The following is a 22,463-nucleotide window of genomic DNA, read 5'->3' as shown; positions in this document are numbered from 1 at the left end:
GCCGGAACCGAGAGCCCTCAGGAGACGGTTACCTCCATGGCAGCCAACCGCCGCCCCACCCTGGCCGACGTCGCGCGAGAAGTCGGCGTCAGCGCCAAGACGGTCTCCCGGGTCCTCAACGAGGACGGGCCCGCCTCCGCGCAGACCAGGGAACAGGTACTGGCCGCAGTGGCCAGGCTCGGCTTCCAGCCGAACCTGATGGCCCGCAACATCCGCGTCGGAGGCCCGGACACCACCATCGGCCTGGTCATCCCCGACCTCGCCAACCCGTTCTTCGGCGCCGTGGCCCGCGCCATCGAGGACACCGTCCGCGACCGCGGACTGACCCTGCTCATGGGCTCCTCCGCGGACGACCCCGACCGTGAACGCGCCCTGACCGACAAGTTCCTGGCCCGCCGGGTCAGCATCCTGATGGTCGTCCCGTCCGTCGGCGCCGACCACGCGCACCTCAAGCCCCACCGCACGGCGGGTCTCCCCGTCATCTTCCTCGACCGTCCCGGCGTCGGGCTGGCCGCGGACAGCATCGTCAGCTCCAACCGTGCCGGAGCCCACGACGGCGTCGCCCACCTCATCGCCCACGGACACCGGCGCATCGGCTTCGTCGGCGACCTGCCCGTGAAGCTGTACACGCGCCGCGAGCGTCTGGCCGGGTACCGCTCCGCGCTGGAGGAGGCCGGCATCGCCCACGACCGCTCGCTCATCACCAACGCCCACGACCAGCAGGGGGCCGAGGCCGCGACCGCCCGGCTCCTCGGCCTGGCCGATCCGCCCACCGCGCTGTTCGCCGGCAACAACATCATGGCGCTGGGCATAGTCGCCGAACTCGCCCGCAGCAGACGCAAGGACGTCGCCGTGGTCGCCTTCGACGACGTGGCGCTCGCCGAGGCCCTCGAACCGGCTCTGACCGTGGTCGCCCAGGACGCGGAGGAACTCGGCAGGGCGGCGGCCACCACCGCGCTGTCCCGACTCGACAGCGACCGCGGCCGCGCCCACACCATCACCGTCCCCACCCGGCTGATCGTCCGCGGCTCGGGGGAGCAGCGCGCGCCCCGGGCGTAGGACCCGGCCGGCCGGCGCTCAGACGGCGGCGAAGAAGCCGTGCGGTGGCCGCGCGCCCCCGTGAGGCGCGCGGCCGTCCGGGTCAGGTCCCGCGCGGCGCGTACATCAGGACGGCCATGCCGGCCAGGCAGACGAGGGCGCCGACGACGTCGTACCGGTCAGGTCGATAGCCGTCGGCGATCACGCCCCAGGCGATCGACCCGGCGACGAAGACGCCACCGTAGGCGGCCAGTACACGGCCGAAGTGGGCGTCGTGCTGCAAGGTGGCGACGAACCCGTACAGGCCGAGGGCGACGACGCCCGCGCCCGCCCAGATCCAGCCCCTGTTCTCGCGCACCCCCTGCCAGACCAGCCACGCCCCGCCGATCTCGAACACGGCGGCGACGAGGAACAGGAGCAGGGAGCGCGCGACGGTCATGGGCGGCACTCTACGCAGCTGACCACCGCGCTTCGGCGCCCCTTCCACGGCGCGGCCGGACGGGGGTTTCGCCACGCCTCGGCCCGAGCAAGATCAGGAAGGTTGTCCGGCCGGCCCGGTCAGGAAGGAACGTCGTCGACCATCCCTCCCCCGCGCCCGGTTCGTCGGCCGTCCCCCCATGTGCCGTTCGTCGACCGTCCCCCCACGCACCTCCAGGAGAGACCCATGGCCGTCGTGCCCCGCGCAGAGATCGACATGTTCGCTTCCTCGGACCGGCGCATCCGCTACGAGCAGTACCGGCAGCTGCGGGAGCTGGGCGGCGTCGTCCGGCTGCACCGACCGGACGTCTACGCGCTCACACGGTACGAAGAGGTGAAGGCCGCGCTGGCCGACCACGACACGTTTCTCTCCGGCGAGGGCGTGGGATTCGATCCCGACGTCAACCGGATCATGCGGGGCGTCACCCTGGTCAGCGATCCGCCGGAGCACGACGTGCTGCGCTCCGTCGTCGGGGCCGGACTTCGGCCGGGCTCCGTGCAGGGTCGCAGCGAGGAGATCGCCCGCAAGGCACGGGGCCTCGTGGCCGAGGTCGTCGCCCGGGGTGCGATCGACGGCGTCGCCGAACTGGCCCAGGCGATGCCCATGTTGGTCATACCCGACTACCTCGGCCTGCCCGACCGCAACCGTGAGCACCTCTACGAGTGGGGACAGGTCGGCAACGACCTGCTGGGCCCGGTCACCGAACGCACCCCGCACAACATGGAGATGACGCAGCGTCTCTTCGCGTTCGCCCACGAGCTCGCGACGAACGGCGAGCCCGCGCCCGGGAGTCCGGGCGCCGCCATGCTCGAGGCCGCCGAGCAGGGTGTCATCCCCCGGGAGAAGTGCCCGCTCCTCCTCGTCGACTTCATCGGCCCGTCGCTGGAGACCACGGCCGCCGCGATAGGCCATCTGCTCGTCGTCTTCGCCGAGCGCCCGGACCAGTGGGCCGCCCTGCGCGCCGAGCCCGGACTCGTGGCCTCGACGATCAACGAACTCCTGCGGTTCGAGACTCCCGTGCGGGGCCTCACCCGTGTCGCCGCGCGCGACACGCGGCTCGGCGGGGTGACGATCCCGCAGGGCGCGCGGGTGTGGGCCCTGTTCGCCTCCGCGAACCGTGACGAGCGCAAGTGGGAGCGCGCGGACGAGTTCGACCTGCGCCGCAATCCGCGCGACCACCTCGCGTTCGGTTACGGCGCGCACGGCTGCGTCGGTCACGGCGTCGCCCGCCTCGAGCTGCACGCCCTGATCCACGCGCTGCTCGACTCCGTCGAGCGGATCGAGCTCACCGGCGACCCGGTGATCGCGGAGAACACGATCCTGAACACGTACGCCGAGGTGCCCGTGCGGCTCGTCGCGCGCAAGGCCGCCTGACCACTGCGCGTCGACGGCGGTGTGGGCGCCGCCGCGCGCGGGCAGGGAGGAGGCGCCGGTTCCCACGCCGCAGGGCTCATCGCAGCGTGGGGACCGCTCCCGCGTCGACGTGCGCCACCTCCACGCCCGGCAGGCCTGCGGCCCACCGGGCGGCCATGTCCGCGAGCCGCTCCGCGCCGGGCGGCGTGCGTCCGAGCCCGATGACGTAGCGCGCGCCCGTGCGTTCCCCGCCGGACGCCGCCCCCGGGGGCAACAGTCGCGGCCAGGCGTGGGCGTCCTCCACCCCCGCCTCCTCCAACGCCGCGAGCAGTGCGCGCAGCCGTCCGCGTACCCGCCCGTTCAGCTCGTCGAAGTCCCGGTCCCGCCGCCCTCGCACGGTCACCACGGCCCATGCCGCGTGCCGCCGGTGCAGGGGCGGCGGGGACAGCAGTGCGGGCCATGGATCGGCGCCGGCCCGGGCGGCTTCCTCCACCGTCTCCCAGGCCCGGTAGAGCTCGCGGCCCAGCAGGTCCCGGCCGTGCGGGCCGACCTGCTCGGTGCAGGACCGCACGGGCGCGCCGGGTGTCAGCACGGTCAGGGCGTGGTGGGTCGGGTATGCCTGCGGCGTGCGGCGGCGGTTCCGGTGGCGGTGCGTCCCGCCGGTCTCGCGCCCGTCCCCGGTGAGGCCGACCGGCTCGCGCCAGTCCCATGCCGCCCAGGTCCCGAAGAACCGTCGCAGCAGCTCGTCGGGGTCCGGCACGTCGGGCGACCGACCGACCGTGTGCGCCGCGAGCACCGCCCACGCCACGCCGGGCAGGCCGCCGAACGGCGCTCCGTCCAGCCCTCGGGCCCGCGCCCACGCCTTGACGCCTCGGGCCAGCTCCGCGAACCTCGGCAGGCCGTGTGCGCCCACGGCCGCCAGGACCGCCTCCGCGTCGGACACCGAGCTCAACGCGACCGCCGCGGCCTCGCCCAGCTCGGCCCGCCGGGGCAGGGCTTCCGCAGCCGGCACCGTCCCCGTGGCGACGACTGCCAGGTCCACGTCGAGACCTTCGGCGTGGAACCGCAGTCCCGGCACGCGCGCGCCGACGACGTCCCGCATCCGTGCTGCCTGCGGCAGCGCGGCCACCACCCGTTCCCGCACGGCGGCGAGTTCCACGGCGCCGGGCAGCGCCGCGACGAGGTCCAGGTCGGATCCGGCGAGGGCGCAGCCCATGCGCCGCGAGCCCGCGAGATGGACGACGCCCTCGCCGAGCGCGTCCGCGAGCCGCCGCACGACGTGCCGGGCCGCCGCTTCGTCGGCGGCCGGCCGGACCTTCGCGTCGGCCGGGGGCGAGGCCCAGTCCTGCCGTCCGCGGTCGGGCCGGCCGAGGTCCGGCTCGGGAAGCCACCGCACCTCGCCGGTGCCGAGGGCGACCGTGGCCCGCGGCCGCATCGGTTCGTCGCCCCGCCGGGACAGCAGGACGAGTTCGCCGACGCGGGCGGTCATCGGGGCGAGCCGGGCCGCGCAGTCGGCGGCGACGGCGTGCGGATCGCCGGTCCGGCCGAGGCTGAGGTGCGGGGTGAATCCGTCGTGGCGTCCACGGCAGCGGGGGAATCGCCGTACGAGCGCCTGCCACAGCTCCGCCCACGGCGTCCCGTCGTCCGCCGCCGGGTCCAGCCACACGGTGGCGTCGCGCCCGTGGGCGAAGGTGTGCACTCCCTCGAGCCGTGCCGTGAACGGCTCGACCTGTGCGGCGGCCGTGGCGAGCAGCGGGGCCGCCCGCTCGAAGTCGGCCTCGGGGACGAACCCGAACAGCACGTTGACGTGCGGCGGCCAGCGCCGGATCTGCACGTCGTGGTCCCTGCGCACGTCCTGGAGCGCCGGCCACAGCTCGCCCGGCGGCACCCATGCCAGTGCCGTACGGGGCGTCGGTGCGAGGTCGAGGACGTCGACGGGCGTGCCGACGCCGCAGTACAGGTCGGCGGCGACCCCGTAGTGGTCGGAGACGAACAGCCCCTCCGGGGTGGGCGTGGTGCCGAGCAGCGTCGCTCCGCTCACGCGCGGGCCGCCGGCGGGGCGGACGAGGACGCGGTCGAGCCGGGAGACGCGGCCCGACAGGGAGGAGACGGCGGCGAGCGGGTTGCCGCCCGGGTCGAAGGTGGGCGAGTCGTCGTGCGGGCCGTGGGTCTCGGTCCAGGCGTCGAGCATGCCGAGCGTGCGCGCCGGTCCGGGGCCGCCGTCGTTGAAGTCGCCGACCAGGACCAGGCCACCCGGCACGCCCGCCGATCCCTCGGCGAGCCGGGTGAGTTCGGCGCCGCGCCGGGCCGGGCCGTCCTCGGAGTGGTCGCTCGTCAGATGGGTGGCGGCCACCGTCAGCGGTCCGGCCGCGGTGTCGACGACGAGGGCGGTGACGGCCTTGTGGCGGCCCAGGGCGTGCAGCGCGGCCTCCCGCACCGGAAGCCGGCTGAGCAGCAGCAGACCGCAGTCGTCGACGTCCTTGCCGTAGGGGTCGGCGCCGAGGGTGTAGCGGGCCCGGACCCAGGACGCCTCCAGCAGCATGGTCAGCAGCCCCGACTCGACCTCCTGAAGGGCGATGACGTCGGCGTCGGCACGCTCGAGCGCCTCCAGCAGCAGCGGACGGCGCAGGGCGGTGTCGATGCGGTCGCTGTCGTAGCGGTCCCACAGCGTGTTCCAGGTCAGCACCCGGATCCGGTCCCGGCCCGGCTCCCCCTGGTCGTGCGCCGCGGGGCGCCACCGCCCGGCGGCCGCGTCCCACGCGTGCGGCGTGCGCGCCGTGAAGAAGGGCGCCCGCAGCCGCCGTGCCTCGCGGACCCGGCCTGCGCCGGAGGCGTCGACGCGGTCCACCCCGGTGGCGCGGTCCCACACGATCTCGCCGTCCGCCTCGACGAACAGCACCCGGTGCCAGGGGATCTCGCCGCCCGGCACGAACGTCGCCAGCGGTACGCGTTCGGGCCCGGCGCCCCGCTGATGGATGCCGAACACGAACCGCGCGGGGTCGAACCGCGCGTCCCAGCGCACCCGGTGGTAGATCTCCTCGCTGGTACGCATCAGACGTCCTCCCCCTCCAGTGTGCCGTCGCGGTCCTGCACGGTCCCGTCCGCGCCGACGTACCAGGTGCGGTGCGCCTGGCCCGGGTAGGGCGGCACGAACCGGCGCAGTTGCCCCGCCAGAACGTCCGAGGGCACCGGATGCGCGCGGGCGGCGTTGCGCCGTCCCAGCTCGTCCTCGTCGGCGAGGACGACGACATGGGTGACCAGCGCGTCGCGCCGACGCGCCACGGCGTGGACCAGGGAACGCTGCTGCGGGTTGAGGGAGGTCGCGTCCCACACCGCCGTGCCGCCGGCCGCGAGCGCTCCGTCCAGCCGGTCCAGACCCTCCCGCAGCACTTCCCCGTTGGCCTTCTGATCGGCCCGCGAGCCGCGCGCCGCACGCAGTGCGTCCAGCTCGACGCGCGCCGACACGCCGTCGAGCCGCGCCGCGAAGGCGCTCTTGCCGCTGCCGGACGGGCCCACGAGGTGCACCAGCCGGGGGAAGCCCCCGCCCCGCCACCGCCATGTCGCCGCGACCGCCTCCTCGACCGTGCGGACCCGCCCCCTCGCGTACGTCTCCCGGGTCTCCGCCCAGCAGCGGTCCGCCGCCTCGCCGCGGATCCCGTCCCGTGCCAGCGCCGCACGCAGCCCGGACTGCAGGGGTGCGAGCGGAGCATCCACGAGCAGCCCCGCCTCCTCCGCGTGCAGCGCGGACCACTCCGCCTGATCGCGCGCCGTCCGGTCGTCCCCCGCGGCCGCCGCCGCGACGGCGTGCAGCACACCCAGGTCGGCCGCGAACGACATCCGTACGAGCCCGGCCCGCCGCTCCGCGTCGGGGTACGGCCGGTGCAGTGCTGCGTGCAGGCCGACCAGGTCGGCGACGCGCCTCGCGAGCGGCACCCCCAAGGGGCCGGCGGCCCTGCGCATCAGCGACGCCCGCGGTGTGCGGTGCAGCAGCGCGGCCAGCACCCCCGCGAGACGGGCGTCACCGCCGCGGCCGAGCGCGGCCAGCCGCGCGCCCGTCTCGGCGGCCGCCTCCGCGTCCGCGTCTGCGTCTGCTTCTGCGTCTGCTTCTGCGTGCGCACGGGCGTCGGGGTCACCGTCCCCCTCGCCGTTGGCGCTCCGCCCTTCCACGTACCGGGCCAGCGCCCTCGCGTCCGGGTCCGCCCCGGACCGCACGGCCCACAGCGCGGCCCCTGCACCGAGCCCGTTCTCCACGACGGCCGCGTGCATCCAGTGGGTGTCCGTGGTGACGTGTCCCGGCCGTACCCACTTGGCGATCCGCCCGGCGAAGTCGTCGCGTGCGAAGCCCTCGACGGTCCGCACGACGTACCCCTCCTGCCGCCCGGTCTCCACCCGCAGGCGGCGCAGCGCGCGCTCGTCGAACACACCCCGCCACAGCACCGGCGGCGTCGGCACGCCGAGCGCCCGCAGGAACCGCACGGTCTCGTCCCAGCCCAGACAACGGTCGTGCTCGTCCCACACGGAGAACCCGTAGAAATAACCTTCCAGGTCGTCGTACGGGATCGAGTGCCGGGCGTACATGTTCTCCCCGCACACCCGCCACCCCGCCGGGATCCGCGCCCCCACCCGCCCCTGCAGCGCCTTGACCCACGTTCTCGACGGATGGTGCGCCGAGTCCACGGACCGAGCGTGCAGCCCGTCCGCGTACAGAGTCGTGTTCTCTCCGTCGAGTTTCTCGGTGACGACGACCTCCCGCCCGGCGAGCCCGCTCAGCCCACCGGCCCGCACATCGTCTGATGACATGCCAGGTGACCAGGGCAAATGAGGGGTTCGAGGGTAGGAGGCGCGCATGCGGGCCACTATAGGAGCGCCGAAACGCCGCCCTCCATCGGATTTACCGGCCGGCCCGGCGCGCCGCAGAACGCGGCCGAGGCCTACGCCGGCGACCCCAAGCTGTCGCCGCTCACCAAGTAGCGCCGGCGACCGCGTCGGCCCGCCCCGGAAGGCTCTGCGGGGCGGGCGGGCGGGTTTCACACGGCGAACAGCCGGGCCGCGTTGTCGTGGCACACCGACCGCAGCCACTCGTCGCCGAGGTCAAGGCGTTCCAGGGCGTGCAGCTGGTGGAGGTAGCGGTAGGGGATGCTCGGGAAGTCGGTGCCGAGCAGGATCCGGTCGCCGAGCGCGGCCAGCCGGGGCAGGGCGCGGCGGGGAAACGGGCTGAGTTCCTCGGCGAAGTCGGTGAACGCCATCGTCGTGTCGAGCCGCACCTCCTCGTACCGCTCCGCCAGGTCGAGGAAGTCCTCGTACTCGGGCATCCCCATATGGGCGACGATCAGCCGCAGCCGGGGGTGCCGTGCCAGCACCCGCGCGATCGGCTCGGGTCCGGTGTGCTTGCCGGGCGCGGGTCCGGAGCCGCAGTGGATCACCACGGGGACTCTCGCCTCGGCCAGCAACGCCCAGGCGGGCCGCAGGAGTTCGTCCGTCGGGTCGTACGCTCCGACCTGCACGTGCGCCTTGAAGACGCGTGCGCCCGCCTCGACGGCCTCCCGGACGTACGCCTCGACGCCCGGCTCCGGGTAGAGCGTGGACGTGTGCAGACAGTCGGGGGTGCGGCGGGCGAAGTCGGCCGCCCAGCCGTTCAGCCACGTGGCCATGCCGGGCTTGTGGGGGTAGAGCATCGCGGTGAAGGCCCGCACGCCGAACTGGCGGAGCAGTGCCGTCCGTTCCGCCTCGTCCCTGCGGTAGGTGATGGGCCATTCGAGCCCGCCCGTCAGCGGCCCGACCCCGTCGAAGTAGTCCCACACCTTGCGCAGGACGCGCTCGGGCATGAAGTGCGTGTGCACGTCGACCAGCCCGGGCAGGCCGAGCCGTCCCCAGAAGCGGCGGATCTCACCGGCCTCGTCGCCCAGCGGCACGTCACTGCTGACACCTCGGTGATCGTTCATGTCGCCCACGATCGACCCGGGTGCGGCCGCCGGTCCACTCCCCCGCGCGAGCGACCCGTGAGGCATGCGTCACCTGCGGCGCCTCGGCGGCGGGGACCACTCACACGGCGCGCTCCATGCACACCAGCAGGTCCCGCTCGTCCCAGGACTCGGTGACGGCGAAGCCGAACCGTTCGTACAGGGCGAGGGCCCCGGTCCGCCAGGCCCACACCGAAAGCCTCAGGAAGCCCACGCCGTTCTCCGCGGCATGCGCGAGCGCCGCACGGAGCAGGCCGGACGCGACGCCCCGGCCCCGGACCGCCGGGTCCGTCCAGAGCCTCTTGATCTCGGAGCGCCCGTCGGCGGGGGCGGTCACCACCAGGCAGCCCACCGCGGCGTCCCCGATCAGCGCCACGAGCACGACGTCGTCGGCGAACACCGTCCGCGGGTCCGCTATCTCCCTGCGGTAGCGCTCCGGCAGGGCGTCCACGTCGGCGACGGCCGCACCCTTCTCCGCCTCCGTCCGCAGGTGGTAGGCGGCGAGCAGTGCGGCCGGCCCGTCGTCCGCGGAACGGGTCCGGCCGGGCCAGCGGACGACGGAGACCTCGCGTCGATCAGTCATCGGGCCAGCATCACACGACGGCAGCCGGATGCGTTCCCGGCCCCCGCTGCCCGCTCGCGGACCCGTCCCGTCCGCCGCGCCGTCGCCTCGGACCGGGCCGCTTCAGACGTCGTCCACCGCGGACGGGTGCGCGTACCCGCCCTCGTCGAAGGGGGTGAACCACGACCTGAACGCCAGGGGCGCGGCCCTCGGTCCGGCGTCGGCGGACGCTCCGTCGCTCACGCCCAGGGCGTCGTCGTAGAGCCACTGGTGGCCCATGCCCTCGTACACATGGTCGGCGAACGCGTCGAGAGCGGCGGACACGTCGTCGTCCAGGAGCCGGTACCGCTCCAGGGTCGTGGTCGTCTCGTTCAGGAGCAGCCGCAGGGCGAGTCCCTCGGCCACACAGCTGAGCCGCTGGAAGGAGCCGTCGGTGAAGCGGGTGGTCATGGCGATCACGGTCACCAGGAAGCGGCGCGCGAAGCGGGCGTCGTACTGGAGGGCGTAACGGTCGGGAAGGTGCTCGAGGTGCCACAGCGGGCCTTCGCACTCGGCGACGGCCGCGTCCTCCTGGGTCAGGACCTGGAGGTCTTCGAAGAGCTTGTCCACCAGGGTGTCGGTCGCGTGGACCAGGGCGCCCGCGGCGAGGCCGGCGGCTCCCCTCCCATCGGCGCCGGCCGCCGCGGACGCGCCGAATGTCGCGGGCGGGAACGACCGCAGGGCTGCGGCCAGCCGCAGCGTCCGCGCCCGGACCGCCGCGGCCTGCGCCTTCGCCTCGTCACCCGCAGCCGGGCCGTCGCCCGACGGACCGGCGGTGTGCCGGGCCTTGCGGACGGCCAGGTCGTCGGGCGGGGCATCGGGGCCCTCCGCCGCGTCGAGGCTCTCCTTGGCGAGGTCCTGGTGCAGCTCGACCTCGCACCGCTCGATCGTCCAGTCGGCCAGCAGAGCCGAGCGTTCCAGCAGCTCGTCCACGAGCGCCTGCACGGTGTCCTCGGCGAACTCCAGGGCCGGAGCGTCCACGATCACTTTCAGCAGGGCGCCGCCGGGGTGGACGGCCACGATGGTGTCGAGCAGGGCGACTTCCACCCCCTCCGGTCCTTCGACGGACCGCACAGAGGCGAATCCGTCCTCGATGAGCGCCACCGCGCCGGCGCGTTGCAGCGGGTCCATCTCCGGAGTGCCCTCCGGGATGCAGGTGTCCACGGTCACTACGTACGTCACGGGCCCGAGCCTGTCAGAGAGCCGCACCGTGCAGGGCACGGGCCCCCGACCGGGCGCGCTGTCGGACGCCGGTCAGTAGCGGCTTCTGAACAGCGCCCGGTCGCCGCCGGACCGGCCGGTCATGGCCGCCGCGGCGAGCCGGTCGGCGAAGCGCCGGTAGGCCGCGTACTGCTCGTCGGACAGGTCGGTGCGGGGAGTCGTCGTTCCCGGCGCGAGGGCCTCGGCGAGCATGTCGGTGTCGTCGTCGGGAGCGAGGGACAGGACCGCGACGGTCCGGTCCACCGTGCCCCGGTAGTCGCCCGGTGAGGCGACCCCGTGGACGTCGGCCGACCCGTCGGGGCGCCTCGAGACCACCAGCGAGGGCATCGCCCCGGCACCGGCGCGTATCGCGCGTCGTACCCGTCCGAGGGCCCTCAGGTCGTCCTCGGAGACGGTGACGGGGTGGAGCGGGACGAGCGGCCGGCCGTCGGGGGCGCGCAGCGTGCCGCGGCGGGCGGGGTCCGCCCGGTCGTCGTGCAGGAGTGCGCGGTCGCGCAGGACCCGCGGGAGCGCGTGGTGGACGCGGGCCCAGGCGTCGAGGCAGGCCGGCGCGTTCAGCCCGGTCAGGTTCTCCAGCCCGGGCGGCCAGGCGGGCGCGATGTCCTCGTCCACGCCGTGCCTGCGGGCCGCCCAGGCTGCGTGACAGGGCGCGAGCAGCAGGTCGTGCGTCATGTAGAAGTCCCACAGCCACTCGGGGTCCTGAGGGAGCAGCCGGACCGTCGTGGCGCCGCCGCTGCCTGCGGACCGGGCGGGAGGGCGGAGTGCGGTGGGCATGGTGGTCCTTCCGGAGGCGGCGGTGGCGGTGCCGGTGACACCGACCCGATATCGTCACTACTTAATATCGTCACTTCGACGATATCACTGGCCGCCGCCCCCGCGCCGCACGCGCCGCACACGCCGCACACGTCGATAGCGCCACCGACTCACGTGGTGGCGACAGGAGACGCCCTCCCTCGCTTCCGCGACCGAAGCATCGCCGCCCCGAATGTTCCGGATATGGTGTTTTCATATATTCCACGCCCACGCCGATGGGGAGGTACCGCGGTGGAAGCCCCTCACCGGGCGCGCGCGGCGCCCGCACAGCCTTGTGGAGCTGTCGGGTACGCGGGCGTACTGCGGGAGCTGCTTCCCATCGCACTGTGGCGGGAGGACGCGGACGGCCGCGTCGTGGAGTGGTCGCTGGCCGCCCAGGATCTGCTCGGGTACCGGCCGCAGGACGTCCTCGACCAGCCCGCGTCGGTCCTTCTGGTCCCCGAGGGCAACCGTGAGCTGGCCGACCACCTCACCCACCGCGTCCAGGGCGGGGAGACCGTGGTCGGCACCCTGTCGGTGCGCCACCGGGACGGCCACCAGGTCACCATGGAGATGTGGATCGTCCCGGCCGCCGATGCGCGTGGCCGGCCCGGAGCTCTGCTGATCGCCGTGGAGACCTCGCAGGTCCTGCGCATGCGCGATTCCCTCGCGGCCCTGGAGAGCCTCTTCAGCCAGTCGCCCATCGGGCTGGCGACCCTCGGCGCCGACCTGCGCTTCCTCCGTGTCAACGACGCCCTCGCCCGGATGAACGGCGCCTCCGCCGCGGAGCACCTCGGCAGACGGCTGACCGAGGTCGTGCCCGGTGTCAACGCCGTGGCGCTGGAGGCGACGATGCAGGAGGTGCTGGAGCGGGGCACGGCCGTCGTCGACGTCCGCCGCACCGGGCGGACCCCCGCGGACCCCGGCCGCGACCGCACGTGGTCGTGCTCCTACGCCCCGCTGCTCGACGGCGGCGGCCGCACCCTGGGCGTGATCGCCTCCCTCATCGACATCACCGAGAGCCAGCAGGCGGAACGCGACGCCGAACGCGCCCGTCATCGCTTCGCGCTGCTGGCGGAGGTGGGCGCCCGCATCGGCACCACCCTGGACCTGCGGCAGACCGCCGAGGAGATCGTGCAGATGCTGGTGCCACAGCTCGCCGACTCCGCCGACGTGCAGCTCCTCGAAGAGGTCCTGGCGCCCGACGAGTCCACCGCCGTCACCCGCGGCGTGGTCCGTCGGATGGCCGCGCTCTTCCCCGATCCCGCCGCCCCGACCGCGAAGCTCCGTGCGGGCATGACCTCCCGGATCTCGGCCGGCTCCCTCTACGAGCGGGTCATCGCCGACGGCCGCCCCACCAACCTCTACCGGTCCGACGTTCCCGCCCTGGTCACCGACCCCCGCGCCGACGAGCTGCGCGCCTACCTCAAGGGCCTCGGGTCCGCGCGGCTGATCCCGCTGGTCGCCCGTGGCAAGGTCCTCGGTGCGATCGTGGTGACGCGGCTGCGCAGTCGCGAGCCCTTCGACGACCAGGACTGCGTGCTCGTCGACGAACTGGCGGCGCGCGCCGCCCTCAACATCGACAACGCCCTCATGTACACCCGCCAGCGGGCGGCGGCCCTGACCCTGCAGCGCAGTCTCACCAACAGCGCGCTGCCCGTGGTCCCCGGCCTCGAACTCACGGGACGGTACCGGCCGGCGAGCGAGCACGACGTCGGCGGCGACTGGTACGACGTCATCGCGCTGCCCGACGGCCGGACGGGGCTCGTCATCGGCGACGTCATGGGGCACGGCATCCATGCCGCGGCGGTGATGGGCCAGCTCCGCACGGCGGTGCGCACGCTCGCCCGGCACGACGTCGACCCGGCCCGCATGCTCCGCTCGCTGGACGACGTCGTGGCCGACATGGGCGACGACCAGATGGCGACCTGCGTCTACGCCGTCCATGACCCCCGTGCCGGCGGATGCCTCGTCGCCCGGGCCGGGCACCCCCCGCCCGCCGTGGTGACGGCCGACGGCGCGGTCGCCTTCCTCGACGGCTCGCCGGGCACGCCGCTGGGCACCGGTGGGCAGCAGTTCGAGACCGAGGAGGTCCCGCTGCCGCCCGGCAGTCTGCTCGTCCTGTACACCGACGGCCTCATCGAAGCCAGGGACCGCGACCTCGATCAGGGGCTCGACCGGCTTGCCCGGGCGCTGCGGCGACCCGGACGGCCCCTGCCGGAGCTCTGCGACGGCGTCCTCGGGCAGATGCTCCCGCACCCCGCCCAGGACGACGTCGCGATACTGATGGCGCGCCCGCAGTGACCGGCCGCGAACCGCCGGGACCGGCGCCGCCCGTCACCTCTCCCCCACCGCCGGGCCGGCGGTGACATCCACGGCGCGAAGCCGGGTACCCGCACCTGCGGAGGTTGCTCATGTTCGAAGCCAGCGATATCCGTGACTGGCGCGGTCACGACGTGGTCGATCCGCAGGGGCACAGGATCGGCGTCCTGGAGTCGGTGTACGTGGACACCGGGACCGACACACCCAGTTTCGCCACCGTGACCGTCGGTCTTCCCACCCGTCGCCGCCTGGTGTTCGTCCCGCTCGCCGGGGCGACGGTCGGCCCCGGGCACCTGAAGGTGGCCTACGGCAAGAACGCGGTGAAGAAGGCCCCGTCGATCGACGTCGACGGCGAGCTGCTCGCACCGGACGAGCCGAAGGTCTTCGCCCACTACGAGCTGGACTACCTGCCGGGCGCCGGCGGCGAACGCCGGCTCGCCCGCCGCTGAGCGGCGCAGCCGCGAAGCGCCGAAGCCCGCCATGGGGAGAGACGATGACCCTGTTCCTGTTCCTGATCCTCGTGGCCCTCGTCCTGGGCATCATCGGATTCGCGGCCCACGGGTTGTTCTACCTGCTCGTCATCGGCGCCGTCGTGCTGCTCGCCGATCTCGCCTACGCCGCCGCCCGGTTCCGCCGCGGTGGACGAAAGCACCGCATCGTCCGCTGACCGCAGCGTCCGCTGAACGCATCACCCCCTGACAGCCGCGCCCCTCCCGTCCAGCCGGGGGAGCGCGCCGCGGGCACGGCAGGCCGACCTCCGACGGAGACACGGGATGCCGGGCGCACGATGCACGACGCACGACGCACGACGGGAACACCGGATGAGGACCACCTGATGAGGACCAACCGTCTCGGGCGCAGCGCGGTGGAGGTCACGGAGCTGGGCTTCGGCGGCGGACCGATCGGCGGGCTCTTCGCCCCGCTCGACGACGAGACCGCGACCGCGACGCTGAACGCCGCGTGGGAGTGCGGCATCCGGTACTTCGACACGTCGCCGCACTACGGCATCGGCCAGTCCGAGCGCCGCACGGGTGAGTTCCTGCGGGAGATGCCGCGCGACACGTTCACCCTCTCCACCAAGGTGGGCCGCCTCCTCGTCCCGCAGGATCCGCAGGGCCGCACCGACGAGAGGTTCCGCGTGCCCGCCACACACCGCCGGGTGTGGGACTTCTCCCGGGACGGTGTGCTGCGCAGCGTGGAGGACTCCCTCACCCGCATGGGCGTCGACCGTGTCGACGTGCTCCTTCTCCACGACGCCGAGGAGCACTTCGGCCCGGCGCTGCGCGAAGGATTCCCCGCACTCGCGGAACTGCGTTCCCAGGGCGTGGTCGGGGCGGTCGGCGCGGGCATGCACGACCCCGGGATGCTCACCCGGCTGGTGCGGGAGACCGACGCCGACGTGGTGATGCTCTCCGGGCGGTACACGCTTCTCGACCACAGCGCGCTGCAAGACCTGCTGCCGGCGTGCACCGAGCGAGGGGTGTCCGTCCTCGCCGCCTCGGTCTTCAACTCCGGGCTGCTCGCCACGCCGCGGCCCGCGCGAGGAGCGGCCTACGACTACGCGCCCGCCCCGCCCGACGTCCTGCGACGGGCGCGCGAACTCGCCGCCGTCTGCGAGGCGCACGGCGTGCGGCTTCCCCAGGTGGCGATGGCGTTCCCGCTGCGGCACCCGGCGGTCGCGGGCATCGTGCTCGGCATGCGCTCCCCGGAGGAAGTGCGCCTCGACGCCGCGGGGTTCGCCGTCCGCATCCCCGACCGGCTCTGGTCCGACCTGCGCGAGGCGGGGCTCCTCGACGAACGGGCGCCGGTCGGCGCGTGACGGGCGGACCGCCGGGCGAGCGGCCGCCGGACCGGCCGTGCGCGTCCAGGGTGCGCGGCGCGCCGGTGGTCAGTACGGTGGCGTCCTGGTGTTCGACCTCGGCCCGGGTGAGAACCCCGGGCCGTCGGCGCAGGGGTCACGGGCGGTGGAGGCGGCATGTCGGGCAAGAAGGCGGCGGCACTGCCGCGCAAGGCGTACGAGAAGGAACTGCTGCGGCTGCAGACGGAGTTGGTCAAGCTGCAGGAGTGGGTGCGGGCGTCGGGCACCCGGCTGGTGATCGTCTTCGAGGGGCGGGACGCGGCGGGCAAGGGCGGCACGATCAAGCGGGTCGCCGAGCACCTCAACCCGCGCGTGGCGCGCATCGCGGCACTCCCGAAGCCCACCGAGCGGGAACGCACCCAGTGGTACTTCCAGCGGTATGTGGAGCACCTGCCGGCGGCCGGGGAGATCGTGCTGTTCGACCGGTCCTGGTACAACCGCGCCGGCGTGGAGCACGTGATGGGCTTCTGCACGCCGGAGGAGCACCAGCTCTTCCTCCGCCAGTGCCCGATCTTCGAACGCATGCTGGCCGAGGACGGCGTGCTGCTGCGCAAGTACTGGTTCTCGGTGAGCGACACCGAGCAGCAGGAGCGCTTCCGGCGCCGGCTGGAGGACCCGCTGCGGCGCTGGAAGCTCTCCCCGATGGACCTGGAGTCGATCACCCGCTGGGAGGCTTACTCCCGGGCCAAGGACGAGATGATGGTGCACACCGACATCACCGAGGCGCCCTGGTACGTCGTCGAGAGCGACGACAAGCGCCGCGCACGGCTGAACATGATCGCCCACCTGCTGTCGTCCGTGCCCTACCACGAGGTGCCGCCGCCCGTGCTGGAGCTCCCCGAACGGCCGGCCTCGACGGGCTACCAGCGCCCGCCACGCGATCTCCGCACCTACGTCGCCGACCACGCGGCGAGCGCGGTGCCCCGCGAACGGTGAGCGGCGTCCTGCTCGGCGCCGTCTCCGGTGGCCTGAGCGCGGTGGCGCCCGTCGCGACTGCCGGAAGGGCGAGGGCCTCCTGCCACGTCGGCTTCGACGCCGCGGCCGGAACTGGGACAGCGGCGAACTCAGAGACCCTGGGCGCGAGGGTCGGGGCGCAGGACGGCGAACAGGCCTCGCGCGCGTGTCCCGGCGGGCGTGAGCCAGGGGCCGGCGACGTGGCCCGTCGCACCGGGCGGGAGGAGGGGCGCTCCGTCCGGGACGGGGGTCAGCACCCGCTGCAGGCGGAGCGTCGAGCCGTGCGGTGCGGGCAGTTCGGTGCCGTCCCGGTCGTCGGCGGCGGAGGCTGCGGGGCGCGCGACGAGGGGCGCGTCGCCGCCGGTGCAGGAGCGGGTGACCTCCCGGTCGGGCGTGTCACTGGCGCTCTGCGCCTGCGCCTGGACCCGGCCGTCGATCAGCGCGAGCAGCTGGGCGACCAGCACCGGGTCCTGACAGCCGTCGTAGACCCAGCGCCGGCCCAGCACCCCGTGCTCCATCGTGCCGACCAGGGCGTGTTCCGCCCCCTCGAGAGGGGCGCCGCGGTAGGTGAGCGGGACCAGGTACGCGGCCGGATGCGGGCCGGCGGTGTCGGTGACGACCATGAACTCGATCCCGACCTCGCCCTGCGGGTCGTCCAGCCGGAAACCGCCGGCCTTGGCCGGCTCCGGCCGGCCCGCGCCGCCGACGTACCACGGCCGGGCAGGCAGCCAGGAAGTGAGCAGTTCCAGCTTGGTCGGCTTCAGGACGGTGTGGTGGATGACGGCCATGCCGAGGCTTCCCCTCCGTGAACGGATGCGACGCCCCACCCTCCCATCCCCCGGAGCTCAGCTCTTGACGGCCTCCGCGATCCGCACGGCGACCTCGCCAGGCGTGAGCCGGGTGGTGTCGACGACCTCGCCCTCGCGGTGCAGCCATGTGCGGGCCGCTTCGGCGTACGGCTCCAGATACCTGAGGCGGAACGAGGAGGGGCCGAGAACGGCGTCCCCCTCGATGCGCCCGCGAAGGGTGTCCTGGTCGGCGTGGAGGACGAAGTGCCTCACCGGGATGGCGTGCCGGGCGAGGCCCGCGCTGATCTCGCGCCAGTACCGCTCGACCAGGACGGTCATGGGCATCACCAGGGTGCCGCCGGTGTAGTCGAGTACATGGCGGGCGGTCTCGACGACGAGGGGCCGCCATGGCGGCCAGTGCTGGAAGTTGTCCGTGCCTGGCAGCCCCGGCGTGATGTCCATGAGCGTCTCGCCGACCTTCTCGGCGTCCAGCACGCGGGAATCGGGGAGCAGTTGCCGCACGAGGGCAGCGGTGGTCGTCTTACCGGCGCCGTGGGTTCCGTTGAGCCATACGATCACGGGACACGAGCCTAGAGGGCGTGTCCGCAAAGCGGCGCCGTCTGTCCGAAGAGCCGGGCGCGCGGCGTCCGGCGCGTGCGATCGCCAGGCGGAGGGCCGCTACACCGTGAGGCACACGAGCCGGGGGCGTCGCTGTCGACTGGCCTCGAAAATCGAACACATGATTGAATTCAGCCATGCGACCGATTCCCGCCGATCTCACCGAGGCCCTGGAGGACTGGCACACCACCTACCGCCTGCTCGCCGCCCGGCCGTGCAGCGCGCTGCGGCGAAGACTCATCCGGTTGTCGTGCGACGTGCTCTCCCACCCGTACTGGGACGGCGGCCGCAGCGCGGCGGCCCGGGCGGCGCTCTTCAGCGCGGGACGAGGAGGAGGGCGCGGCCATGGGAGTCACCCCGGGCGGAGGTGAGGCGCGTCATGTCCCAGCCGCCGCCCTACCCGTCCCGGCCGCGGGTGATCCTTCCCATCCGGAGCGGCAGCCGGCGGAGCAGGAGACCCTGGCCGTCTACCTGCGGCTCCAGCGCCGGCGGGACGCCGTACTCGCCGCGCTCGCCCGCTCCGAGCGCCGGCCGCCGCGTCCGACGCCTCCCAGGGCGAGTCCGGCGCGGCCGGTGCGTCATCGCCCGCCCGCCGCCGTCACCGCCGCGGGATCCACCCCGGTCAGTTCCACGACGCGGTGCGGCGGCACGCCGGCGGCGAGGGCCCGTCCGATCAGACCGTCCCGGTCGTCGGTGCGCTCGCGGTAGGCGAGGAGCTCCTCCTCCACCTGCGCGATCGACGCCGGCGCCAGCCCATGACGCACCCGGCTCAGCTCGTCGTCGCTCAGCGGGACCGGCAGCCGTTCGGCTCCCTCCGGGACGGCCCCACGCTCCTCCGGAGGCAGCAGGCGCAGCCGCGGGGACGTCGCCGAGGCCCCCTGCGCGTCCAGCCACGCCTGTACGGCGGGAGTGTCCATGCACGCGAGGTCGCCGACGGCGGACGGCGCGACGCCGAGCGCCGCGGTCGCGTCGTCCAACAGGAACAGGTAGGCCTCGTCGGTCATCCTCGACTCCTTCTCTCCGGGGAGACGCCGGCCGCGTCGGGGCGGCCGGTCGACGTCCCTCTACCCCGCCGCCGCGCGATTACCGTCGCCCCCGACCGAGCCGGCGCGTCCGCGCGCGTCCCGCAGACCGGGTCGGCGACCTCGACCACGACTCCCGCGAGCCGATCGTCGCCGTCGGGCGGCGTGCGTGACACGCCGAACCGGGGTGTGCGTGCCGCAATCCGGTCCGGACGTCCGTGCGGCCGAGGGCGGTGCGGCGTCGGACGCCGACGACCGACCCGGCGTGGCGTGCGCGGCGAGGGAGCGGCATCATCTACGTCATCACGGGAGGGGGCGCCCATGGGCGGCGAGCAGTCGGAGGCGGCGCGGCGGTCCGGCACGACGCCGGGCAGTCCGGAGCAGATGATCGCGGAGGCGCGGAAGGCGTTCTTCGTGATGTTCGGGTTCCTCGCGTTGGTCTGGCTGGCGCAGATCGTCGACTACGCCGACGACTACGCCACGGCACGCGAGTACGGCCTGGTGCCCGGCGAGACCGGCAGCCTCCCGCACGTGCTCACCGCGCCTTTCCTGCACTGGAGTTGGGCCCACATCGAGAGCAACTCCGGCCCGCTGTTCGTGTTCGGCTTCCTCGCCGCCTACCGGGGTGTGGTGCGCTTCCTCGGACTGAGTCTGCTGGTGGCGGTGACCAGCGGGCTCGCGGTCTGGTTCTTCGAGGACGGACACGTCGAGACGGTCGGCGCCAGCGGACTGATCTTCGGCTACTTCGGCTACGTCGTCGTCCGCGGCCTCTTCGACCGGCACCTGCTCGACACGCTCGTCGGCGTCGTCATGGCGGCCTCCTTCGCCTACATGCTCACCGTCGCGGTCCCCGGCACGCCCGGCGTGAGCTGGCTCGCGCACCTGGGAGGGCTGGTCGGCGGCCTGGTGGGCGCATGGCTCTTCCGCGACCGCGACCGCACGCGTGGCCGCGACCGCACCCCGGGTCGCCGCACGAGAACCGACCGCCGCGCCAGAACCGACGACACGGCGGACGCCGGTCGCAGCGACGCCGAGAGCCCCCGCGCCGCACTCCACAAGGAACTCGGCGACCTGGGCCTGCTCTGACCGCCACTCGCCGGTCGGCCGCACACCGGCGGCCGCCCTTCGCTCACGTGACGTGCTCGGTCTGCCGCACCGGCGCCGCGTCACGCTGCGCGGGGAACCCCTCCGGGGGACGCCACCCGGGGGGCAGGACCCGGTTGGGGTTTCTCGGGCTGGGCACTCGGCGGGCGACCTGTCCTGTGGCTCTGGAGGTGTGGCGTGGCGGTACGGCATCGTCTGATCAAGGTGAGTCCGCAGACCGTGTGGGCCGTCCTCGCCGACGGCGGTCGCTATGCGGAGTGGGTGGTGGGAACGGCGTCCTCCGAACCGGTGCGGGGACAGTGGCCGCAGGTCGGCTCCGCGATCGGCTACGAGGTGCGCATCGGCCCGCTCCGGCTCAGCAACGAGACGGTCGTCCGGCATTGCGAGGAGGGCTCCGAGCTGGAGCTCGAGGCGCACGCGGGCATGCTGGGGTCGGCCCGGATCGCCATCGAGCTGCGCCCCTGGGGTGAGCACTGCCTGGTGATCGTCGACGAGCATCCGCTGCAGGGAGCGAGCGGGCGGCTGCACAACGTGGGGTTCGAAGGACTCATCCAGCTGCGGCACCGCGCGATGCTGGCCCGGCTCGCCCGGGTGTGCGAGGAGCAGGGCCGGTCCGAACGGCCCTCGGGCCTGCGAGGGCGCAAGGAGGCAGCAGCCCACGGCGTCGGCGGCGGTCATGCCTGACGTGGTGGTGATCGGCGCAGGCCCCAACGGGCTGGTGGCGGCCAACCTCCTCGCCGACGAGGGCTGGAGCGTGGAGGTCCTGGAGGAGCAGCCGGCGCCCGGCGGCGCGGTGCGTCACGACCGGGAGGTCGACCCGGAGTTCGTGAACGACCTCTTCAGCTCGTTCTATCCGCTGGCCGCCGCGTCACCCGTGCTGCGCCGGCTGCGCCTCGGCGATCACGGGCTGCGCTGGAGCCATGCGCCCCGCGTGCTGGCCCATCCCCTCACCGACGGCAGGTGCGCGGTCCTCGCCCGGGACCTCGACACCACCGCCGACTCCCTCGACGCCTTCCACCCCGGTGACGGCGACGCGTGGAGGCGTCTGCACGACACGTGGGACCACCTCGCCCCGGACATTCTCGACGCCCTGTTCACCCCGTTCCCGCCGGTGCGCGCCACCGCCGGACTCGCCGCGAGGCTCCGGGGGGCCGGCGGCCTGCGGATGGCCCGGACGCTGATCCTGCCGGTGCGCCGCATGGGGAAGGAGGAGTTCGGGGGTGAGGGCGGCAGGCTGCTGCTGGCCGGGAACGCGCTGCACGCCGACCTCGCTCCGGAGGCCGCGGGGAGCGGGGGCTTCGGCTGGCTGATGTCCATGCTCGGGCAGAGCTTCGGCTTTCCCGTTCCGGTCGGCGGCGCGGGGGCGCTGACCGAGGCCCTGGTGCGCCGGCTGCGGTCGCGTGGCGGCGTCCTGCGCTGCGGTCAGAGCGTGCGCCGGGTGATCGTGCGGGACGGGCGAGCCGTCGGCGTGCGCACCGCCGAGGGCGAGACGGTGGGCGCGCGGCGGGCCGTCCTCGCGGACGTGTCGGCGTCGGCGCTGTACGGGGAACTCGTCGAGGCCGAGCACCTGCCGTCCCAGGTGCTCGACGACCTCAGGCGCTTCGAGTGGGACTTCGCGACCTTCAAGGTGGACTGGGCGTGCGACGGTCCCGTGCCCTGGCGGGCCGCGTCGGCGGCGCAGGCCGGCACGGTCCATCTGGCGGACGGCGTGGACGAACTCACCCGCTTCGCGGCCCAGATCGCCATGGGCCAGGTGCCCGACCGGCCGTTCGCCCTGTTCGGTCAGATGACCACGGCGGACGCCTCACGCTCGCCCCGGGGCACCGAGGCCGCCTGGGCGTACACCCATCTTCCGCAGGTGATCAAGTCGGACGCGGGCGACGAGGGGCTGACGGGCGCCTGGACTCCCCGGGAGCAGGAGATCATGGCCGACCGGATCGAACGCCAGGTCGAACGGTTCGCTCCGGGATTCCGCTCGGTCGTCCGGGCCCGGCGCATCCTCGCCCCGCCCACGCTCCAGGCGCTGGACGGCAATCTGCGCGCAGGCGCGATCAACGGCGGCACCGCGGCCATGCACCAGCAGCTGGTCTTCCGCCCCGTGCCCGGAACCGGCCGCCCGGAGACGCCCGTCAGGGGGCTCTACCTCGCCTCGGCCTCCGCGCACCCGGGCGGCGGCGTCCACGGCGCTCCGGGAGCCAACGCCGCCCGCGCCGCACTGCACCGGCAGCGGCTCTCGGGGCTCACCCGCGCCCAGCGCGTCCTCACCCGCCGGGACCGCACCGGCCGGAAGTCACCACACCCCCCGTGACGCGCCGCCCGGGCTCCTCCCCTCTCCCCCTTCCCCGTGACTGTGG

21 protein-coding genes are annotated in these 22,463 nt (G+C 74.1%); 11 read left to right on the top strand and 10 right to left on the bottom strand.

The annotated features are described in order from the left end of the window. Window positions 1-36: 36 nt before the first annotated feature. Entirely contained in the window at window positions 37-1,059 is a 1,023-nt protein-coding gene (locus tag ACN6LD_RS20890; protein ID WP_445043973.1) for a LacI family DNA-binding transcriptional regulator, read from the top strand. Window positions 1,060-1,141: 82 nt separating this feature from the next. On the opposite strand, the gene ACN6LD_RS20885 is transcribed toward ACN6LD_RS20890, so the two are convergent. Next, a complete protein-coding gene (locus ACN6LD_RS20885; RefSeq protein WP_319195594.1) occupies window positions 1,142-1,477 on the bottom strand; it encodes a YnfA family protein in 336 nt (111 codons plus the stop codon). A gap of 225 nt (window positions 1,478-1,702) precedes the next feature. On the opposite strand from ACN6LD_RS20885, the gene ACN6LD_RS20880 reads away from it, so the two are divergent. Beyond that, a complete protein-coding gene (locus ACN6LD_RS20880; protein WP_445043972.1) occupies window positions 1,703-2,890 on the top strand; it encodes a cytochrome P450 in 1,188 nt (395 codons plus the stop codon). A 76-nt stretch (window positions 2,891-2,966) separates the two neighbouring features. Here the strand turns inward: ACN6LD_RS20880 and ACN6LD_RS20875 are convergent, their stop codons facing one another. From ACN6LD_RS20875 to ACN6LD_RS20850, 6 genes are all read right to left on the bottom strand, one after another. Continuing rightward, window positions 2,967-5,921 carry a poly(A) polymerase gene (locus ACN6LD_RS20875; protein ID WP_445043971.1) on the bottom strand — a complete coding sequence of 985 codons (2,955 nt, stop codon included), beginning with the start codon at window positions 5,919-5,921 and terminating at the stop codon, window positions 2,967-2,969. Beyond that, the gene (locus tag ACN6LD_RS20870; RefSeq protein WP_445043970.1) at window positions 5,921-7,717 is read right to left on the bottom strand and encodes an RNA ligase family protein; all 1,797 of its coding nucleotides are present in this window, start codon (window positions 7,715-7,717) and stop codon (window positions 5,921-5,923) included. The genes ACN6LD_RS20875 and ACN6LD_RS20870 overlap by 1 nt, the downstream gene beginning before the upstream one ends. A gap of 179 nt (window positions 7,718-7,896) precedes the next feature. Next, window positions 7,897-8,811, bottom strand: a complete 915-nt coding sequence (locus tag ACN6LD_RS20865; RefSeq protein WP_445043969.1) for an amidohydrolase family protein — start codon at window positions 8,809-8,811, stop codon at window positions 7,897-7,899. Window positions 8,812-8,911: 100 nt separating this feature from the next. Further along, window positions 8,912-9,412: a GNAT family N-acetyltransferase gene (locus tag ACN6LD_RS20860; RefSeq protein ID WP_319195159.1), complete on the bottom strand. Its 501-nt coding sequence runs from the start codon at window positions 9,410-9,412 to the stop codon at window positions 8,912-8,914. Between the two features lie 102 nt (window positions 9,413-9,514). Next, window positions 9,515-10,612, bottom strand: coding sequence for a hypothetical protein (locus ACN6LD_RS20855; protein ID WP_319195158.1), 1,098 nt, complete (start codon window positions 10,610-10,612; stop codon window positions 9,515-9,517). A gap of 72 nt (window positions 10,613-10,684) precedes the next feature. Further along, window positions 10,685-11,425, bottom strand: a complete 741-nt coding sequence (locus tag ACN6LD_RS20850; RefSeq protein ID WP_445043968.1) for a hypothetical protein — start codon at window positions 11,423-11,425, stop codon at window positions 10,685-10,687. 270 nt (window positions 11,426-11,695) lie between these two features. Here ACN6LD_RS20850 and ACN6LD_RS20845 point away from each other — a divergent pair, with 270 nt between their 5' ends. The 5 genes from ACN6LD_RS20845 to ppk2 all read left to right on the top strand — a co-directional run bounded on the left by ACN6LD_RS20845 (window position 11,696) and on the right by ppk2 (window position 16,559). Then, window positions 11,696-13,747 (top strand): SpoIIE family protein phosphatase, encoded by a 2,052-nt coding sequence (locus ACN6LD_RS20845; RefSeq protein WP_445043967.1) that lies wholly within the window; start codon window positions 11,696-11,698, stop codon window positions 13,745-13,747. Window positions 13,748-13,857: 110 nt separating this feature from the next. Further along, window positions 13,858-14,214 carry a PRC-barrel domain-containing protein gene (locus ACN6LD_RS20840; protein ID WP_319195154.1) on the top strand — a complete coding sequence of 119 codons (357 nt, stop codon included), beginning with the start codon at window positions 13,858-13,860 and terminating at the stop codon, window positions 14,212-14,214. 44 nt (window positions 14,215-14,258) lie between these two features. Next, on the top strand, window positions 14,259-14,432 hold the full coding sequence (locus ACN6LD_RS20835) for a hypothetical protein (protein ID WP_319195152.1): 174 nt from the start codon (window positions 14,259-14,261) through the stop codon (window positions 14,430-14,432). Window positions 14,433-14,600: 168 nt separating this feature from the next. Then, a complete protein-coding gene (locus tag ACN6LD_RS20830; protein ID WP_445043966.1) occupies window positions 14,601-15,584 on the top strand; it encodes an aldo/keto reductase in 984 nt (327 codons plus the stop codon). Window positions 15,585-15,740: 156 nt separating this feature from the next. Beyond that, window positions 15,741-16,559 carry a polyphosphate kinase 2 gene (gene ppk2, locus ACN6LD_RS20825; RefSeq protein ID WP_319195149.1) on the top strand — a complete coding sequence of 273 codons (819 nt, stop codon included), beginning with the start codon at window positions 15,741-15,743 and terminating at the stop codon, window positions 16,557-16,559. 128 nt (window positions 16,560-16,687) lie between these two features. Here ppk2 and ACN6LD_RS20820 read toward each other — a convergent pair whose 3' ends face one another. Together ACN6LD_RS20820 and ACN6LD_RS20815 are read right to left on the bottom strand one after the other, a co-directional pair. Beyond that, complete coding sequence (locus tag ACN6LD_RS20820; RefSeq protein WP_445043965.1) at window positions 16,688-17,365, bottom strand: maltokinase N-terminal cap-like domain-containing protein; 678 nt, start codon at window positions 17,363-17,365, stop codon at window positions 16,688-16,690. Window positions 17,366-17,422: 57 nt separating this feature from the next. Continuing rightward, window positions 17,423-17,944 carry an AAA family ATPase gene (locus ACN6LD_RS20815; protein ID WP_445043964.1) on the bottom strand — a complete coding sequence of 174 codons (522 nt, stop codon included), beginning with the start codon at window positions 17,942-17,944 and terminating at the stop codon, window positions 17,423-17,425. A 176-nt stretch (window positions 17,945-18,120) separates the two neighbouring features. Between ACN6LD_RS20815 and ACN6LD_RS20810 the strand changes: the two genes are divergently transcribed. Next, on the top strand, window positions 18,121-18,354 hold the full coding sequence (locus tag ACN6LD_RS20810; RefSeq protein ID WP_319195144.1) for a hypothetical protein: 234 nt from the start codon (window positions 18,121-18,123) through the stop codon (window positions 18,352-18,354). A 207-nt stretch (window positions 18,355-18,561) separates the two neighbouring features. Here the strand turns inward: ACN6LD_RS20810 and ACN6LD_RS20805 are convergent, their stop codons facing one another. Further along, window positions 18,562-18,987 carry a DUF6003 family protein gene (locus tag ACN6LD_RS20805; protein ID WP_319195143.1) on the bottom strand — a complete coding sequence of 142 codons (426 nt, stop codon included), beginning with the start codon at window positions 18,985-18,987 and terminating at the stop codon, window positions 18,562-18,564. Window positions 18,988-19,326: 339 nt separating this feature from the next. Here ACN6LD_RS20805 and ACN6LD_RS20800 point away from each other — a divergent pair, with 339 nt between their 5' ends. The 3 genes from ACN6LD_RS20800 to ACN6LD_RS20790 all read left to right on the top strand — a co-directional run bounded on the left by ACN6LD_RS20800 (window position 19,327) and on the right by ACN6LD_RS20790 (window position 22,417). Continuing rightward, complete coding sequence (locus ACN6LD_RS20800) at window positions 19,327-20,091, top strand: rhomboid family intramembrane serine protease (RefSeq protein ID WP_319195141.1); 765 nt, start codon at window positions 19,327-19,329, stop codon at window positions 20,089-20,091. Window positions 20,092-20,286: 195 nt separating this feature from the next. Beyond that, the gene (locus ACN6LD_RS20795) at window positions 20,287-20,793 is read left to right on the top strand and encodes an SRPBCC family protein (protein WP_319195139.1); all 507 of its coding nucleotides are present in this window, start codon (window positions 20,287-20,289) and stop codon (window positions 20,791-20,793) included. Further along, the gene (locus tag ACN6LD_RS20790) at window positions 20,786-22,417 is read left to right on the top strand and encodes a phytoene desaturase family protein (RefSeq protein WP_445043963.1); all 1,632 of its coding nucleotides are present in this window, start codon (window positions 20,786-20,788) and stop codon (window positions 22,415-22,417) included. The genes ACN6LD_RS20795 and ACN6LD_RS20790 overlap by 8 nt, the downstream gene beginning before the upstream one ends. Window positions 22,418-22,463: the final 46 nt, after the last annotated feature.

It is taken from the genome of Streptomyces sp. SAS_272, from assembly GCF_052543235.1.
The sequence above is the reverse complement of the archived record's forward strand: the minus strand, read 5'-3'. Positions and strand labels throughout refer to the sequence as shown.